Genomic DNA, 16503 nt, shown 5'->3' on the forward strand with positions numbered 1-16503 from the left:
TCTCCTTGCTTATTGTTGTGGATCTTTCTCCTGCACGCTGCCGGCGGTCAGCACCTGCACGCTCAAACGCGGCGTTGCCAGGTCAAGCCCGGCTTCATCCAGGTGCCGCTTGAGCGACAGGTTGAATGCCCGCGACACTTCCCACTGCTTGATCGGCGCGGTCTTGAAGCGTGCGCGCAGGATCGCGCTGCCGGACTCGAAACTTTCCACGCCCTGGATCTCCAGCGGCGACCAGATATTGCGGCGTTGCAGCGGGTCGTTGCGCATGGCATGGCCGACCTCGCGCATCAGTTTGATCGCGTCGTCGATTTCCATGTTGTAGGGGATCGCCACGCGGAAGATCGCGTAGCCGAACTCACGGGAGTAGTTCTTGATGCTCTTGATTTCGCTGAACGGGATGGTGTGCACGATGCCGTCGATATCGCGCAGGCGCACGGTACGGATAGTCAGGCCTTCCACCGTGCCGAGGTGGCCGCCCACATCCACGTAGTCGTCGATGGCCAGGGAGTCTTCGATGATGATGAACAGGCCGGTGATCAAGTCCGCCACCAGCGACTGCGCACCAAAACCGATGGCGATACCGATCACACCCGCACCGGCCAGCAGGGGCGTGACGTTCATGCCCATGTTGGCCAGGGCGACGATGGCGGCGATGATGAAAATGGTCACGAACAGCACGTTGCGGATCAACGGCATCATGGTCTGCGCACGGGCGTTGGCCAAGCCTTTGCGCGAACGTGTCAGGGCGTGGTGAATCGCCGTGTCGCTGAGGATCCAGATCAGCCAGGCAAACAGCAAGGTCCCGCCAAGGCCCACCAGCTTGACGGCAATTTCATGGCCGTCGCCTTCGGCAAAGCGAATCATCGACAGGCCCCACACGCGCAACCCCAGCTCGATGAATACCAGCCACACCGCCAGGTGCACCAGGGTGTAGACGAAGCCTTTGAGGCGCTCGGAATACAGCGCGTGGCGCTTGTGCCCGCGTTGCGGCTTGAGGGCGTGGCGGCGCACCAGGCCGTTGATCACCATGCACAGCACCAGCAACACCGTGCACAGCAGCGACTGGCGCAGGGCGGTGCTGGTGTCGCCGGCGGACAGGAAGGTGGCGAACAGCGAAATGCCCACCAGCAACAGCGCCGGCAGGTACCAGAAGGTGCCGATGATCGACAGGGTATCGGTGAGCGCACGGCGGTTGAGGCGGCGCGACAGCGGCTGGTTGCGGATCAGGTGCGCAATCGGCCGGCGGAATCGCAGGATAAACACCCCGGTGGACAACGCCGCCATTACATTGGCAACGGTCGCGGCAGTGTGGGCCAAGTGCTGGCCGAGGGCTGCAACCAGGCGCGGGTCGCTCAGGGCTTCGCCGAAGGCGGCAAAACTGCCGATCCACCACAGTGGGCGGAACGCCTGGTGACGCAGGATATACAGGGCACGGTGGCGGTGCGGGCCGTCGAGCAGCGAGAAGGCAATCACGCAGATGGCCGAGAAGCAGGTGCCGACCACCAAGGCATAGGCCAGCACCATGGCCAACGATTTACCCAGGGATGAGGGCAGGGCGTAGCTCAGGTACACCGTGATCACCAGGGCGATCAGCCAGGGGCCCAGCTTGCGCAGGGCGAAGCGCAGCATGTCCCAGGTGCGCGGATGCTGCGGCAACTCTTCGGGCAGGCCGAAGCGCTCGCGCACCCGGTGGCTGAGCCAGATCAGCGCGGCGGCCAGCAGGCTCCACACCGCCAGGATCACAGCAAAGCCGAAGATGATCGGCAGCCATTCGCTGGCCGGCAACATCAGCGCGGCGAGTTCATCCTTGGCCAGGTCGACTTCATTGGACCAACGCCCCAGCGGGCTGTCGGCGCCGGAAAACTGCTGCTCAAAGCCCGACAACGTACTGCCGATCAACCCGAGTACCCCGAGTTCGGCGGCGGGCTGGGCCTTTTGCGTGGCGGCGCGCAGCTTCTTCAGGTCGCTGAGCAACTGGGTGCGTTGCTGGTCGTTTTCGAGGGTCTTGATCACTTCGTCCAGCGACTGCCCCAGGGGCACTTCGGCCTGGGGTTGGGTCTTGCTGGAACCGCCCAGCATCCCCGGCAAGCCTACGGCTTGGGCGGACGTTAGCGGCAGCAGCGTGAGCAGGGCGATCAGCAGGTAGCAGGGCAGGGCAAACAGACGGGAGAACACGAGGCGGTCAACCTTGAAAACGACGAATTGACCGAGTGTACGAGGCCGCTATGCCCAATGCGAGCGCATTTGTCACTGCGCCAGTTTGGCGAGGATCTTGTAGAGCACGGTGCCGAGGATCAACAGCATGCCGATCCACATGCCAAACACGCCCAGAGGCTTGTCACGAAAGTTGAAGCCGACCGCGAGCATGATCATGCCGATCATGATAGGGATCAGCATGGCGTGGAATGAGGACATTGAGATCATGGCGGGGGTGGCCTTGTCGGACTGGAAGTTCTGACAAGTCTAGGCCGGATTGGCAGAAGTGCAGTTGATGTGAGTCAGATAGCCTTACATCTGTTTGGAAACCCATCGCGGGCAAGCCCGCTCCCACACTGAAATGCATTCACAGATCAAATGTGGGAGCGGGCTTGCCCGCGATGGGCGCGCCTCGGTCTCAGGGTAAATCGCGACTGGCGTAGAACGCCCCCAGCACCTTGACCAGGTGCGCCAAGTCATGGCTGCCGCACAGCTCGCGGATCGAGTGCATGGCAAAGGTCGGCAAGCCGATGTCCACCGTACGCACGCCCAGGTGGCTGGCGGTAATGGGGCCGATGGTCGAGCCACAGCCCATGTCGCTGCGTACCACGAAGCTTTGCACCGGCACTTCCTGGGCCATGCACAGGTGGCGGAAGAACCCGGCGGTTTCGCTGTTGGTGGCGTAGCGCTGGTTGCTGTTGACCTTGATCACCGGGCCGGCGTTGAGTTTCGGGCCGTGGTTGGCGTCGTGTTTCTCGGCGTAGTTGGGATGCACGCCGTGGGCGTTGTCTGCCGACACCAGCAGGGATTTCTGAATGGTGCGTACGAACTCTTCACCTTCGGGCAGCAGGCGACGCAGGGTCTGTTCCAGCATCGGACCATCGGCACCGCAGGCTGAGCAGGAACCGACTTCTTCGTGGTCGTTGCACACCAGCACGCAGGTTTCATCGGTGTCGCTGGTGAGCAAGGCTTGCAAACCGGCGTAGCACGACAGCAGGTTGTCCAGGCGCGCACCAGCGATAAAGTCGCCATTGAGGCCGATCACGGCGGCACTTTGGGTGTCGTAGAAACTCAGCTCGTAGTCGAGCACCACATCGGCATTCAACCCATGCTCGCGGGCCAACTGCTCGGTGAGCACGGCGCGAAAGTCCACGCGCTCGTCACCGGCAAACTGCGCGAGGATCGGCGGCAGCTCGGTCTGGGCATTGATCGCCCAGCCTTGGTTGGCTTCACGGTTGAGGTGAATGGCCAGGTTGGGAATGATGGCGATCGGCAGCTTGAAGTCGATCAGTTGGCTCTCGACCTTGCCATCGCGGCGGAAGGTGACACGCCCGGCCAGGGACAGGTCGCGGTCGAACCAGGGTGCCAGCAGCGCGCCGCCGTAGACTTCCACACCCAGTTGCCAGAAGCCCTGGCGTTGCAGCTCCGGCTGGGGCTTGACCCGCAGGCACGGGCTGTCGGTGTGGGCGCCGACCATGCGGATACCATCTTGCAGCGGCGATTGGCGGCCGAGCTTGAAGGCGATGATCGAGGAATCGTTGCGGGTCACGTAGTAGCGACCGTTGGCCTCTGTGGCCCAGGTGTCGCGCTCGTCGAGACGCTGGTAGCCGGCGGCTTCCAGGCGCTGGGCCAGGGCGGCAGTGGCATGAAAAGGAGTAGGGGAGGCCTTGAGGAAGTCGATCAGGCCTTGATTCAACGCTTCGCGCATAAATAGCTCCAGACAGCAATGCGCGGAGTTTACCGTATTGGCCCCGCCGATTCATTGTAGGAGCGAGCTTGCTCGCGAAAAACTCAATGGCACCGCAGTCATTCGGGTTGTACGCGGTGTTCTTAGGTTCTTCGCGAGCAAGCTCGCTCCTACAGGTAAGCGTCTGTGCCTTCAAAAAGGCGCTGGGCACTCGAAGCGCAGGCGCTCGCCGCTTTGCGGATGGGTGAAGCTGAGCATGCTTGCATGCAGGCACAGGCGTGGCCAGGCGGCCAAGGCTTGTTCATGGGCGTACAAGCCATCACCCAGCAACGGATGCCCGATGGACAACATATGCACGCGCAACTGATGCGAACGCCCGGTGATCGGTGTCAACTCCACGCGGCACCAGTCGCCGCAACGCTCCAGCACTTTCCAGAAGGTCAGCGCATGTTTGCCGAACTCATGGTCCACCACATGGCGAGGCTTGGTCGGCGGGTCGTAGCGCAGGGGCAGGTCGATGCTGCCGCTGTCCAGTGCCGGTTGGCCCCAGGCCAGGGCGGTGTAGGCCTTTTCTGTTTCGCGGTCGTGAAACTGGCGGGACAGTTCGCGGTGGGTATCAGCGTCCCGGGCCAACAGGATGATCCCTGAGGTTTCCCAGTCCAGGCGATGGACGATACGGGCTTCGGGGTAGCCGTTTTCCTGCAGGCGGGTGATCAGGCAGTCCTTGTTGTCATCGGCGCGGCCAGGCACCGAGAGCAGCAGGGTTGGCTTGTTCACCACCAAGACAGCGTCGTCCTGATGCAGGATATGGATATTGGACAGCGGCATTAAACAGCCTCGTAACAAAAGCCAACGGCGGCTCCACTGACCGCCCCCTCACCTTGTAGGAGCGAGCTTGCTCGCGAAGAACCTCAGAGCACCGCGTTTCACCTGAATGAACGCGGTGCCGTTGAGTTCTTCGCGAGCAAGCTCGCGCCTACAGCAGTACAGGGGCCAGGTAGCAGAGCCGCCGTGGCGACCGCCCGCTCGATCAACGATCGGGCAGGGTGATATTGAGTTCCAGAATCGAGCAGCTGCCGTCATTTTCCAGGGCGACATGCACGTCATCGTTGCCGATATTGACGTACTTGCGGATCACCTCGACCAGTTCCTTCTGCAAGGCTGGCAGGTAGTCCGGGGTGCTGCGTTGGCCGCGTTCGTGCGCCACGATGATCTGTAGACGCTCTTTCGCGACCGATGCGGTACTGGGTTTTTTGTTGGCGCGAAAGAAGTCGAGAAATTTCATTGTTTAGTTGCCTCCAAAGATACGCTCGAAGAATCCCTTCTTCTTGACATCGAGGAAGCGGTGTTCCACGGTCTTGCCCAGCAAGCGATCCACGGCATCGCTGTACGCCTGGCCGGCGTCGCTCTGGTCGTCGAGAATCACCGGTACGCCCTGGTTGGATGCCTTGAGCACGGCCTGGGATTCTGGAATCACGCCCAGCAGGGTCACGGCGAGGATTTCCTTCACGTCTTCAACACCGAGCATTTCGCCGTTGTTGACGCGCTCCGGGTTGTAGCGGGTGAGCAGCAAGTGTTCCTTGATCGGGTCCTGGCCTTCTTCGGCGCGCTTGGACTTGCTGGCCAACAGGCCCAGCATGCGGTCCGAGTCACGTACCGAGGAGACTTCCGGGTTGGTGACCACGATGGCTTCGTCGGCGAAGTACATCGCCAGGTGAGCACCGGTTTCGATACCGGCCGGGGAATCGCACACCACGTATTCGAAGGTTTCTTTCAGCTCGGCCAGGACTTTGCCCACGCCTTCTTTGGTCAGCGCGTCTTTGTCACGGGTCTGGCTGGCGGCCAGCACGTACAGGTTCTCAAGGCGCTTGTCCTTGATCAGGGCCTGTTGCAGGTTGGCTTCGCCGTTCACCACGTTGACGAAGTCATACACCACGCGGCGCTCGCAGCCCATGATCAGGTCAAGGTTACGCAGGCCGACGTCGAAGTCGACGATGACTGTCTTGTGGCCGCGCAGAGCGAGGCCGGTACCGATAGCGGCGCTGGTGGTGGTCTTACCCACACCACCCTTGCCGGATGTAACCACGAGAATCTTGGCCAAGGTGTTTCACCCCTAAGGAAAAAGGACTTTCGGTCCCTGAAAAACATCTCTTGAAACTCGCCGCAGGCGGACAGCCTTTGCAGGAAAAAGCCGGGGTTTCCATGGGAAAACACCAACTTCAAAAAAGTCCTACACAAGTCTTGCCGGTTTCGCTTTGCTATCAGAGTCTAGAGATGCTTGGAAAATGCGGCAGTATCCGTTAAAGACGGATGATGTTCAACACATCGCCCGACAGGTTGACCTGTACCGAAGCGCCCCACAGTGGATCGCGGCGCAAATCTTCGGAAACCTTGTACTGACCCGCGATGGAAACCAGCTCAGCGGTCAACTGCTGGCAAAAAATACGCGCCTTGGTATCACCCTTGATGCCGGCCAGGGCGCGTCCGCGCATCGGGCCGTATACATGGATGTTGCCATCGGCAAGAAGTTCCGCCCCCGGGCTGACCGAGGAGACCACCACAAGGTCGCCGCCCTGGGCGTAAATCTGCTGCCCGCCGCGCACCGGCGAGGTGATGATCTTGGTAGGCCTGATCGTAGGCTCGGGCGGTTTTTCCGGTTTTTTCTTTTCTTCGCCGACCGATGGTTCCAGCGCACGCTCGCGAGCGCCGGACGGTGGCAGTACTGGCAGTTCAATGGCGATGGCGGCGGCAATGTCTTCGATGCGGCTGGCGCGGATGGCCAGTGTACGCAGGCCATGGGAGCGGCATACGCGCATCAGCCCGGGCAAATCAATCACGCCCTGGCCGGCCGGCAGCTTGTCCAGCGCCAGCACCAGCGGGGCGTTGTTGAAGAAGTTCGGCGCCAGGGCGACCTTGGCGGCCAGTTGGCGGTCCAGGGCGTCGAGGTCATTGCGGGCCAGTTCCAGCACGGTAATGGCGAGCATGCTGCCTTTTAGCTGGAACACGGGATCTTGGTCTAGCGGTTCGGTTTGGCTCATGGTCGGCGAAAGCGGCTTGTCACGAAAAGTGTCGAGACTTATAACGAGAACACTCACCCGCCGCAAGCCGAGTCGAACCGTTGTAGAATGCGCGGCCCTTGTCTTTACCGGAATCTGTAATGGATCGCCCGCGTTTTCGAGCTGTATTTCTTCACCCGCGTTTTTGGCTGCTATGGCTGGGGCTCGGCCTGCTGTGGCTGGTCACTCAATTGCCGTATCGGGCGCTGTTGACCATTGGTCGCCTGCTGGGCGCGGGCATGTACCGCGTGGCCGGTGATCGTCGCCGTATCGCGGCGCGCAACCTCGAGCTGTGCTTCCCGGAAAAATCTGCCAAGGAACGCAAACGCCTGCTCAAGGAAAACTTCGCTTCCACCGGCATCGCCTTCTTTGAAATGGCCATGAGCTGGTGGTGGCCCAAGCCGCGCCTGGCGCGCCTGGCCCATGTCGAAGGGCTGCAGCACCTCACGCAGGCGCAGTTGGAAGGCAAGGGCGTGATCCTCATGGCGCTGCACTTCACCACCCTGGAAATCGGCGCGGCCCTGCTGGGGCAAAAGCACACCATTGACGGCATGTACCGCGAACACGGCAACCCGTTGTTCGACTTTATCCAGCGCCGTGGCCGCGAACGCCACAACCTCGATTCCCTGGCCGTGGAGCGTGACGACGTGCGCGGCATGCTCAAGCTGCTGCGCGCCGGCCGGGCCATCTGGTACGCGCCTGACCAGGACTATGGCGCCAAGCAAAGCATCTTCGTGCCGCTGTTCGGCATCCAGGCCGCCACCGTCACCGCCACCAGCAAGTTCGCACGCCTGGGCAAGGCGCTGGTGGTGCCGTTTACCCAGGAGCGCCTGGCTGACGGCAGCGGTTACCGCCTGGTAATCCATGCGCCGCTGACCGACTTCCCGGGTGAAACCGACGAGGTCGACTGCCTGCGCATCAACCAGTGGGTGGAAGCCTCGGTGCGCGAATGCCCCGAGCAATACCTATGGACGCACCGCCGGTTCAAGAGCCGGCCACCGGGTGAGCCCAAGTTGTACGAAAAGCGCCGTCGATAACCCCAACCCCTTCTCACATGGAGTGACGCAATGCGCCCAGCGGAACCGGTCACAGGTTTGATTCTTTCCGGCGGCGGGGCGCGCGCGGCGTATCAGGTGGGGGTGTTGGCGGCGATTGCCGAGTTGCTGCCCGTGGGTGCACCGAATCCTTTTCCGGTGATCGTCGGCACCTCCGCTGGTGCGATCAATGCGGTGAGCCTGGCCAGTGGCGCTAGCGATTTTTCGGCAGCCATCCAACGGCTGACGGCCTTCTGGCAGGGCTTTCGCAGTCATCAGGTGCTGCGCAGCGATTGGCCGGGGGTGATGCGCCAGGCCAGTCGTTTCCTGATCCATAGCCTGTTGGGCCTGGGTAGCCAGGTGCCAGTGGCATTGCTCAACAGCTCGCCACTGCGCGACTTGTTGCAAGAGCGTTTGAACCTGGACGGCATCGACGAGGCGATCCGTCGCCAGCATTTGCAGGCGGTGGCGGTGACCGCGTTTGGCTATGAGTCCGGGCAAGCGGTGACCTTCTATCAGGGCGGCGGCACCATCGATGCCTGGTTGCGCCACCGGCGTATCGGCGTGCCCACCCAGTTGACCGTGGAACACCTGCTGGCCAGTTCGGCGATTCCGCTGCTGTTTGCCCCGGTCAAGCTTGGCCAGGAGTACTTCGGCGATGGCGCGGTGCGCCAGTCCGCGCCCATCAGCCCGGCCTTGCACCTGGGTGCCAGTCGCGTGTTGGTGGTGGGGGTGAGTGGCAACCCACGGGGCAATGAACCGTCGGTGCAACGCACCTACACCGGCCAGCAACCGACCCTGGCGCAAATTGGCGGGCACATGCTCAACAGCACGTTCATTGACAGCCTGGAAAGCGATATCGAGCTGCTGGAGCGCTTGAACCAGTTCAGCCGCGTCGTGCCTGCGGATGCGGCGGTACAGGGCCTAGCGCCGGTAGAGGTGCTGGTGATTGCCCCCAGCCAGCCCATCGATGAAATCGCCGCGCGACATCGCCAGGAATTGCCGGCGGCACTGCGTGTGTTTTTGCGAGGGCCTGGGGCGACCAAGACCAGTGGGGCGGGGGTGTTGAGTTATCTGCTGTTCGAGGCGGGGTATTGCAGCGAGTTGATCGAGCTGGGGCGCAAGGATGCGCTGGCCAAGCGCGAAGAAATCACCCGGTTCCTCGGCCTGACGTGAACCTCTGTAGGAGCGAGCTTGCTCGCGAAGAACCTGAGAACGCCGCGTTTATTCAGCATGAGCGCGGTGATCTTGAGTTTTTCGCGAGCAAGCTCGCTCCTACACAGGGCCGTCAGAAGTGGTACTTGACCAGGAAGCTTGCTGTGTCCTGAGTCGTCTTGAAGGCGCCGCTGTCTTCAATCCCGTATTTGTTCTTCCAGTAGTCGTACTCAAAACCCACATACAACTGCTTGTCGCCCCAATGTAGTGCCTTGCCCAAGTCGTATTTGACCTGTGGGTTGAAGTGCAGGTTGGCGTGGTAAGTGCCACGGGCGTTCTTGTCGTTGTCCACTACCCAGTCCATGAAACCGTCGATCAACACGTCGGAGTTACCCACCGGAATCGTGTAAGACCACACCGGGGTGATCTGCCACACGCCGTCACCTGGGCGATTGCCTTCGGTCTGGCGCTGGTAGAAGTTCAACTGGAAGTAGTCGAAACCGGGGATGTTCAAATCGAATGCCGGGCCCAGCAAGTAGGACTCGTTATCGCCCTCGCCGAACTCATAGGTGAAGGCCAGCAGCACGTCCTTGATCGGGCCGAATGACAGGTCCTTGTCCAGGATCTTGCCGAACGACAAGCGCGGGCTGAACTCGCCGTAGTAAGTGTTGGGCCCGACGTTGCCGTCTTCCTTGCCGTTGTAAAAGATACGGTCGAGGAAGAAGAAGTTGTCGCCATACTTCCACGCGTCGGCATGTTCGAAGGTGACGGTTTGCTGGATCTGCGGGTTGACGGTAAAGCTCTTGCCCCACAGGTAAGTCAGGCTGTTGTTTTGCCACTGCAACAAGTCACCAGCCACGGCTTGGCCACCGGCCAACAGCGATCCTGCCAGCATCAGGCCTTTGAACATAGGTTTCATTCGGTTGCTCCCGAGTTAAAGTTTTATGGTTTTTCTTCTACGCAGGCGCTCTGGTGTGGCGCCTTTTGGTTCGCTGCAAAAATCGTCTGTTCGGTCAGCTTTGATGCTTTTAGCAAGAGCTGCGCCAAGGTGTTCAAAAAGCCAAAAAATCCCCGTCGGCTGCAGCGAATGCAGTCGAATTCAGGGGACTTTTGCGCACTTTGGCAGCAAACATCAGGCCGGGATAAGTTGGCCTTGAGGTCAGCTTTTACATTCGCTGTTTTTTTTTGAGTCGATTCGAGCGGGCGCGGAGAATACTGGCTCCCAGGCCTGGGCTCAAGTGCGCTGTAACAGAGCGCGAGGGGCAAGAATGGGGCGCGGCGTGTGGCCGGCCCCATGTCAAGGTTGTGCATGTGGGTGTTCCCTGTTTGTTGTTATTTTTGTACTAACAAAGGAATCAATGCGTATGGGCGACTTCGGGGCGCTCAGCGCCACCAAGGATGTTGAACAGAATGTTCAGCGACAACGCGCTGAGGGTCGCCATGGCGATGCCGCTGTGGGTAATCGGGCTCATCCACAACGGCAGCTGTGCGAAGAACTCCGGGCGCACCACGGGGATCAGGCCCATGCCGATGCTCACCGCCACCAGCAACTGGTTACGCCGATCAGCGATGTCGGCTTCCTGCAGGATCTTGATCCCAGTCGCCGCCACCATCCCGAACATCGCAATCGCCGCGCCGCCGAGTACCGCAGGTGGAATTGACGCCACCAGATAGGCCGCCTTGGGCAACAGGCTCAGCACGATCAAGAACGCGCCGGCCATCAGCGTGACGGAGCGGCAACGCACGCCGGTCATCTGCACCAGGCCGATATTCTGGGCGAAGGAGGAGTGGGTAAAGGTGTTGAAGAAGCCGGCAAAGAACGACGCGCCGGCATCACACAGCAGGCCGCGCCGCAGCATCTTCGGCGTGACCTCCTGGCCGGTGATCTTGCCCAGAGCGAGGAACATGCCGGTGGACTCGACAAAAATGATCACCACCACCAGGCACATCGACAGGATCGGCGCCAACTCGAACTTGGGCATGCCAAAGTGCAACGGCGTCACCACCTGCACCCACGGCGCCTGGGCCAGGCCGCTGAGGTCGACCATGCCGATCACACCACACAGCGCGTAACCCAGGCCCATGCCGATCAGCACCGAGATGTTCACCCAGAAGCCGCGCATGAAGCGGTTGATCAGCAAGATAGTGGCCAGTACCAGGGCGGCAATCGCCAGGTAGACCGGCGAGCCAAACGTGGCGGCGGCGCTGCCTCCGCCGGCCCAGTTCACGGCCACGGGAAACAGCGAAAGGCCGATGGCCGTGATCACCGTACCGGTCACCAGCGGTGGGAAAAAGCGCACCACCTTGGACATGAACGGCGCGATCAGCATGCCGAAGAACCCGGCGGCGATGGTCGCGCCGAAGATGCCCTGCAAACCGATACCGGGCATGCCGGCCATGGCGACCATGCTGCCCACGGCGGCAAAACTGGCGCCCATCATCACCGGCATGCGGATCCCCATCGGGCCGATACCGAACGACTGCACCATGGTGGCAATACCGGCTACGAGTAGGTCGGCGTTGATCAGAAAGGCGATTTCTTCACGGCTCAGGCCGGCGGCCTGGCCAATGATCAGAGGCACGGCGACGGCACCGCCGTACATCAGCAAGACGTGTTGCAGGCCTACCAGAATCAATTGCAAGAGGGGCAGCCGCACCATGGCGGGCGCGGCAGGAGTCTGCGTTTCTAACTGGGACATGCAACACCTCGGATCTTTTTATTTTTGTGTTGTTTGGCATTCAATTGCCATTTGGAGCGCGATTTCAAATCACCGCATATCCCCTGTGGGAGCGGGCTTGCTCGCGAAAGCGTCGGTTCAGTCACCTTAAGGGTTGAATGACACACCGCATTCGCGAGCAAGCCCGCTCCCACATTTGGATCTGCGTCAGACTGTCAGTTGGTGCGCGCCCCCTGGTTGATCCAGGAGCCAATCAAATCCCGCTCCTGCTGGGTCATCTGGGTAATGTTGCCCAGTGGCATGATCTGGCTGGCCACGGCCTGTGCTTGAATGCGCGCGGCTTGCTGCTGGATCTGTGCCGGTGTGTCGAACATCACCCCAGCCGGTGCGGTGCTGAACAACGGGCTGGTGGGCTTGGCCGAATGGCACACGGTGCAGCGTTGCTCGATCACGTGGTGCACCTGGCCGAAGTCCGTGGTGGCCTGGGCCGGTGCCGGTTCAGCGGCGGGGGCGGCAGGCGCGGCCGGTTTCAAGCCACCGCCCAAGGCGGTTTCCGGCAGAGGTTGGTACTCGATAGCCGCCGGTGCCTTGGCAATCGGTTCAGCCGGTTTTGGCCCGGTCACGTAGGCCAGGCTGATCATCGCCAAGGCGCCTACGGGCAAGGTCCACGCGTACTTCTGGCTGTCATGCCGGGTGTTGAAGTAGTGGCGCACCAACACCGCCGCCACCGCGATCCCGGCCAGGATCAGCCAGTTGTATTGGCTGCCATAGGTGCTCGGGAAGTGGTTGCTGATCATGATGAACAGCACCGGCAAGGTGAAGTAGTTGTTGTGGCGTGAACGCAGCAGGCCCTTGGCCGGCAGCGCCGGGTCGGGCGTGCGGTTCTCGGCGATCGCCGCCACCAGCGCACGTTGGGCCGGCATGATGATGCGGAACACGTTACCGACCATGATCGTGCCGATCACCGCACCCACGTGCAGGTAGGCACCGCGGCCGCTGAACACCTTGCTGAAGCCGTAGGCCGCTGCAATCAACAGCACGAACAGGATCAAGCCGAGCAGGGCAGGGCGTTTGCCCAGGGCCGAGTCGCACAGGAAGGAGTAGATGAACCAGCCGGCGAACAGTGAGCCGATGCCCAGCAATACGCCTTCGGTGCCGCTGAGGCTGCTGCCGGGGGCGAGCAGGTACAGCGTCGGGTTGAGGTAGAACACCACGCACAGCAGCGCGACGCCCGACATCCAGGTGAAATAGGCTTCCCATTTGAACCAGTGCAGGTTGTCCGGCATGGTCGGTGGGGCCAGTTTGTATTTTTCCAGGTGGTAGATACCGCCACCGTGGATCGCCCACAAGTCGCCGGCCAGGCCGTTCTTGGGGTTGACGCGATTAAGGTTGTTTTCCAGCCAGACGAAGTAGAAAGAAGCGCCGATCCAGGCGACGCCAGTGATCATGTGAACCCAGCGCACGCTCAGGTTCAGCCATTCCAACAGATGTGCTTCCACAGTCTTTACCTCTCGCCTGTCACCCTTGTTGTCGGGTGATCAGACCTTCTCTTATTGGTGGGGGGCGAGGATCAAACGCTCATCCTCTTTGAAAAAATGCTCATCGCAGTTATTGCCTGTGCCACTGCGATCAACCACCAGGAAGTCATCCCGCTTTTCGATCGTCAGCACCGGGTGGTGCCAGACGCCGCGATGGTAATTAATGCCCTGCCTGCCGTTGGTGACGAAGGCGCGGACCAAGCCCGATACAGGTTCATCGCCAAGTGGCGCGACCACGATCAGAAAGGGGTTGCCGAGCAGCGGGATGAAAGCCTGGCTGCCCAGCGGGTGTCTCTCCAGCATGCACACGGTCAGCGGCATGTCTTGCGCATCGGCGCGGAAGATGCTGATGATGGCGTGGTCTTCCGGCTTTGCGGTTTCGACCGTGGCCAGTTTGTGAAAGCGCATGGTCGACCCGTTGTTGATCATGAAGTGGTCGCTGCCGTCGGTTTCGATAACGTCTCCGAAGGGGGCGAAGGCTTCTTTGGTCAAAGGTTCGATCATCAGTGTGCGCATGGCTGTCTTCTTGTCTTGTCTATAGATCGTTCCCACGCTCTGCGTGGGAACGCTGCCCTGGACGCTCTGCGTCCGCTGTGTGACGCGGAGCGTCACGGGATGCATCCCCACGCAGAGCGTGGGGACGATCGGGTGTTATTTCGAGACCTTGCCCAGAACACGCAGGCGACTCACACCACCATCCGGGAACACGTTCAAGCGGATGTGGGTAATCGGCCCCAGCGCCTTGATCTGCTCGGCGAAGGTGTGTTCGGCGTGCATTTCCAGCTTCTGTGCCGGCAGCAGTTCGCGCCAGAACAGCGATTGGGTTTCGATCTGGCTGTCGGTGCCGCCTTTTACAAAGGCGCCCTGGATCGAGCAGGTGTCCGGGTAGTTGCCCTTGAAGTGCAGGGTATCGACCACGATTTTCTCGATCTCGCCCGGGTGGCCCAGGGCGACGATCACCCAGTCATTGCCTGGCGTGCGACGACGCGCGGTTTCCCAGCCGTCGCCCATATTGATGCCACGGCCCGGGTTGAGGATGTTGCTCATGCGGCCGAAGTGTTCATCGGAACAGGCCAGGGCACGGCCACCATTGAGCGCGGCAGCCAGGTCGACCTGTTCGTTGTCGCCCACCGAAGACCAGTCGCGGAATGGCACACCGTACACACGCAGACGCGCTACGCCGCCATCCGGGTAGATGTTGAAGCGCAGGTGGCTGAACGCCTGGTCGTTGTTGATCTCGTGGTAGTGGTGGCTGTTGCCTTGCAGCTCGACGGCCGACAGCACTTCCACCCACTGGGTGTTGGCATCCGGCTCGCCCGAGGCCAGGAAGCAGGCTTCCAGGGAGGCCGACGGCGGGAAGTTGCCGGTGAAGAATGAAGTGTCGATGTCCACGCCTTTGATCGAGCCCGGTACGCCCAGGCGAATCACCGCGCTGTCGTAGCCTTCGAAGCGCTTGCGGCGTGATTCCCAGCCGTCCATCCACTTGCCGTTGTCATCGAAAACGCCCTCCTTCCACACGGCCGGGGTCGGCTGGAACAGGCGGTTGGCGTCAGCGAACCAGTCATCGGTCACCGAGATGATCTTGGTGCCCAGGCGGGCGTCGGCCAGGTTGACGAACTTTTCGAAAGGTACGGCGTAAGCTTTCATTCTTCTTGTCTGCCTTAGATAGAGTGGCTGGGGATGGACTGCTAGAGGGTCAGTAAACGGAACAACGCGATCTTGTTGATCTCGTCCAGCGCGCACTTGAACTCAGCGTCTGCCGAGTTGTGGATGCGCGTTTCGAACGCGGCGAGGATCTGGTGCCGGTTGCTGCCTTTTACCGCCATGATGAAGGGAAACTTGAACTTGGCTTTGTAGGCCTCATTCAGCTCGGTGAAGCGAGAAAACTCTTCGGCCGTGCAGTGGTGAATACCCGCGCCCGCTTGTTCATCGGTGCTGGCTTGGGTCAGTTGGCCCTGGACGGCCGCACGGCCTGCCAGGTCCGGGTGAGCATTGATCAGCGCCAGTTGCGAGGCGTGATCAGCGCTCAACAGGATATCGCTCATGCGCTGGTGCAGGGTTTCGATCTGGTCGATCGATGCGTCCTGGCCCAGGTCGAAGGCCTTTTCGGCCACCCATGGCGAGTGTTCGTAGATATCGGCGAAGGCCTGGACGAAGGCGTCGCGGCTCAAGGTCGAAGGTTTCAGGGTTTGGAACGCAGTCATTTCGCCGCTCCCGGGAAAGGGTGGGTTTGGTGCCAGTGACGGGCGATGTCCACGCGGCGGGTGAACCACACCTGGTCATGGCCTTTGACGTATTCAATGAAGCGCTTGAGCGAGGCCAGGCGTGCCGGGCGGCCGATCAGGCGGCAATGCAAGCCGATGGACAGCATCTTCGGCGCCTCGGCACCTTCGGCATACAGCACGTCGAAGGCGTCCTTGAGGTACTCGAAAAAGTCGTCGCCCTTATTGAAGCCCTGCACCTGGGTGAAGCGCATGTCGTTGGTGTCCAGGGTGTAGGGGATCACCAAATGCGGCTTGCCGTTGGGGGTGTTGGGTTCCCAGTAGGGCAGGTCGTCGTCGTAGGTGTCGCAGTCGTACAGGAAGCCACCTTCCTCCATCACCAAACGGCGGGTGTTGGGGCCGGTGCGGCCGGTGTACCAGCCCAGTGGGCGTTCGCCGGTGAGTTCGGTGAGGATGCGAATGGCTTCGAGCATGTGCTCGCGCTCCTGGGCCTCGTCCATGTACTGGTAGTCGATCCAGCGGTAGCCGTGGCTGCAGATCTCATGGCCGGCCTCGACCATGGCGCGGATCACATCCGGATGACGCTGGGCGGCCATGGCCACGGCGAAGATGGTCAGCGGGATGTCGAATTCTTTGAACAGCTTGAGGATGCGCCACACGCCGGCACGGCTGCCGTACTCGTACAGCGACTCCATGCTCATGTTGCGCTCGCCTTGCAGCGGCTGGGCCGAGACCATTTCCGAGAGGAAGGCTTCTGACTCTTTGTCACCGTGCAGAATGTTGCGCTCGCCGCCTTCTTCGTAGTTGAGTACGAACGACAACGCAATGCGTGCCTTGCCCGGCCAGTGGGGGTGAGGAGGGTTACTGCCGTAACCGATCAGGTCGCGTGGGTAGTCAGCGCTCACTGCAGTCTTCCTTCTTGTTCGTGGTAGCAAAT

The 16503-nt window shown here is 61.2% G+C and carries 17 protein-coding genes; 2 read left to right on the forward strand and 15 right to left on the reverse strand.

Annotation, left to right across the window (positions count from 1 at the left end; genetic code table 11):
- Nucleotides 1-9: 9 nt before the first annotated feature.
- The 7 genes from CRN80_RS18535 to minC form a co-directional block, all read right to left on the reverse strand.
- Nucleotides 10-2175 (reverse strand): mechanosensitive ion channel family protein, encoded by a 2166-nt coding sequence (locus CRN80_RS18535; protein ID WP_032895996.1) that lies wholly within the window; start codon nt 2173-2175, stop codon nt 10-12.
- 72 nt (nt 2176-2247) lie between these two features.
- The gene (locus tag CRN80_RS31250) at nt 2248-2424 is read right to left on the reverse strand and encodes a hypothetical protein (protein ID WP_169918228.1); all 177 of its coding nucleotides are present in this window, start codon (nt 2422-2424) and stop codon (nt 2248-2250) included.
- A 190-nt stretch (nt 2425-2614) separates the two neighbouring features.
- On the reverse strand, nt 2615-3904 hold the full coding sequence (locus CRN80_RS18540) for a M18 family aminopeptidase (RefSeq protein ID WP_003192841.1): 1290 nt from the start codon (nt 3902-3904) through the stop codon (nt 2615-2617).
- 171 nt (nt 3905-4075) lie between these two features.
- The gene (locus CRN80_RS18545; RefSeq protein ID WP_003192838.1) at nt 4076-4711 is read right to left on the reverse strand and encodes an RluA family pseudouridine synthase; all 636 of its coding nucleotides are present in this window, start codon (nt 4709-4711) and stop codon (nt 4076-4078) included.
- A gap of 202 nt (nt 4712-4913) precedes the next feature.
- Nucleotides 4914-5168, reverse strand: a complete 255-nt coding sequence (gene minE / locus CRN80_RS18550; RefSeq protein ID WP_003175252.1) for a cell division topological specificity factor MinE — start codon at nt 5166-5168, stop codon at nt 4914-4916.
- Nucleotides 5169-5171: 3 nt separating this feature from the next.
- Complete coding sequence (minD, locus tag CRN80_RS18555; protein ID WP_003192835.1) at nt 5172-5984, reverse strand: septum site-determining protein MinD; 813 nt, start codon at nt 5982-5984, stop codon at nt 5172-5174.
- Nucleotides 5985-6183: 199 nt separating this feature from the next.
- Nucleotides 6184-6921 carry a septum site-determining protein MinC gene (gene minC / locus CRN80_RS18560; RefSeq protein ID WP_032895999.1) on the reverse strand — a complete coding sequence of 246 codons (738 nt, stop codon included), beginning with the start codon at nt 6919-6921 and terminating at the stop codon, nt 6184-6186.
- A 119-nt stretch (nt 6922-7040) separates the two neighbouring features.
- Here minC and CRN80_RS18565 point away from each other — a divergent pair, with 119 nt between their 5' ends.
- Both CRN80_RS18565 and CRN80_RS18570 read left to right on the forward strand, forming a co-directional pair.
- The gene (locus CRN80_RS18565) at nt 7041-7976 is read left to right on the forward strand and encodes a lipid A biosynthesis lauroyl acyltransferase (protein ID WP_032896000.1); all 936 of its coding nucleotides are present in this window, start codon (nt 7041-7043) and stop codon (nt 7974-7976) included.
- Between the two features lie 30 nt (nt 7977-8006).
- Nucleotides 8007-9149: a patatin-like phospholipase family protein gene (locus tag CRN80_RS18570; protein WP_098950758.1), complete on the forward strand. Its 1143-nt coding sequence runs from the start codon at nt 8007-8009 to the stop codon at nt 9147-9149.
- 112 nt (nt 9150-9261) lie between these two features.
- On the opposite strand, the gene CRN80_RS18575 is transcribed toward CRN80_RS18570, so the two are convergent.
- The 8 genes from CRN80_RS18575 to puuE form a co-directional block, all read right to left on the reverse strand.
- Entirely contained in the window at nt 9262-10047 is a 786-nt protein-coding gene (locus CRN80_RS18575) for an outer membrane protein OmpK (protein WP_003192827.1), read from the reverse strand.
- 23 nt (nt 10048-10070) lie between these two features.
- Complete coding sequence (locus CRN80_RS30820) at nt 10071-10439, reverse strand: hypothetical protein (protein WP_137204238.1); 369 nt, start codon at nt 10437-10439, stop codon at nt 10071-10073.
- 44 nt (nt 10440-10483) lie between these two features.
- A complete protein-coding gene (locus tag CRN80_RS18580; protein WP_032896003.1) occupies nt 10484-11827 on the reverse strand; it encodes a nucleobase:cation symporter-2 family protein in 1344 nt (447 codons plus the stop codon).
- A 194-nt stretch (nt 11828-12021) separates the two neighbouring features.
- Nucleotides 12022-13305 carry a urate hydroxylase PuuD gene (locus tag CRN80_RS18585; protein ID WP_047711478.1) on the reverse strand — a complete coding sequence of 428 codons (1284 nt, stop codon included), beginning with the start codon at nt 13303-13305 and terminating at the stop codon, nt 12022-12024.
- Nucleotides 13306-13356: 51 nt separating this feature from the next.
- The gene (locus CRN80_RS18590; RefSeq protein ID WP_003192823.1) at nt 13357-13860 is read right to left on the reverse strand and encodes an ureidoglycolate lyase; all 504 of its coding nucleotides are present in this window, start codon (nt 13858-13860) and stop codon (nt 13357-13359) included.
- 135 nt (nt 13861-13995) lie between these two features.
- A complete protein-coding gene (alc, locus tag CRN80_RS18595; RefSeq protein WP_014719294.1) occupies nt 13996-14991 on the reverse strand; it encodes an allantoicase in 996 nt (331 codons plus the stop codon).
- Between the two features lie 41 nt (nt 14992-15032).
- Complete coding sequence (uraD, locus tag CRN80_RS18600; protein ID WP_098950759.1) at nt 15033-15548, reverse strand: 2-oxo-4-hydroxy-4-carboxy-5-ureidoimidazoline decarboxylase; 516 nt, start codon at nt 15546-15548, stop codon at nt 15033-15035.
- Nucleotides 15545-16471, reverse strand: a complete 927-nt coding sequence (gene puuE, locus CRN80_RS18605; protein ID WP_032896005.1) for an allantoinase PuuE — start codon at nt 16469-16471, stop codon at nt 15545-15547. The genes uraD and puuE overlap by 4 nt, the downstream gene beginning before the upstream one ends.
- Nucleotides 16472-16503 lie beyond the last annotated feature (32 nt).

It is taken from the genome of Pseudomonas sp. FDAARGOS_380 (genome assembly GCF_002591235.1).
Taxonomy (GTDB): Bacteria; Pseudomonadota; Gammaproteobacteria; order Pseudomonadales; family Pseudomonadaceae; genus Aquipseudomonas; species Aquipseudomonas salmasensis.

Coding starts and splice junctions, on each gene's coding strand:
- CRN80_RS31250 (WP_169918228.1), bottom strand. CDS start 2,424: ATGATCTCAATGTCCTCATTCCACGCCATGCTGATCCCTATCATGATC.
- CRN80_RS18540 (WP_003192841.1), bottom strand. CDS start 3,904: ATGCGCGAAGCGTTGAATCAAGGCCTGATCGACTTCCTCAAGGCCTCC.
- CRN80_RS18545 (WP_003192838.1), bottom strand. CDS start 4,711: ATGCCGCTGTCCAATATCCATATCCTGCATCAGGACGACGCTGTCTTG.
- minE (WP_003175252.1), bottom strand. CDS start 5,168: ATGAAATTTCTCGACTTCTTTCGCGCCAACAAAAAACCCAGTACCGCA.
- minC (WP_032895999.1), bottom strand. CDS start 6,921: ATGAGCCAAACCGAACCGCTAGACCAAGATCCCGTGTTCCAGCTAAAA.
- CRN80_RS18565 (WP_032896000.1), top strand. CDS start 7,041: ATGGATCGCCCGCGTTTTCGAGCTGTATTTCTTCACCCGCGTTTTTGG.
- CRN80_RS18570 (WP_098950758.1), top strand. CDS start 8,007: ATGCGCCCAGCGGAACCGGTCACAGGTTTGATTCTTTCCGGCGGCGGG.
- CRN80_RS18575 (WP_003192827.1), bottom strand. CDS start 10,047: ATGAAACCTATGTTCAAAGGCCTGATGCTGGCAGGATCGCTGTTGGCC.
- CRN80_RS30820 (WP_137204238.1), bottom strand. CDS start 10,439: ATGCACAACCTTGACATGGGGCCGGCCACACGCCGCGCCCCATTCTTG.
- CRN80_RS18580 (WP_032896003.1), bottom strand. CDS start 11,827: ATGTCCCAGTTAGAAACGCAGACTCCTGCCGCGCCCGCCATGGTGCGG.
- CRN80_RS18590 (WP_003192823.1), bottom strand. CDS start 13,860: ATGCGCACACTGATGATCGAACCTTTGACCAAAGAAGCCTTCGCCCCC.
- alc (WP_014719294.1), bottom strand. CDS start 14,991: ATGAAAGCTTACGCCGTACCTTTCGAAAAGTTCGTCAACCTGGCCGAC.
- uraD (WP_098950759.1), bottom strand. CDS start 15,548: ATGACTGCGTTCCAAACCCTGAAACCTTCGACCTTGAGCCGCGACGCC.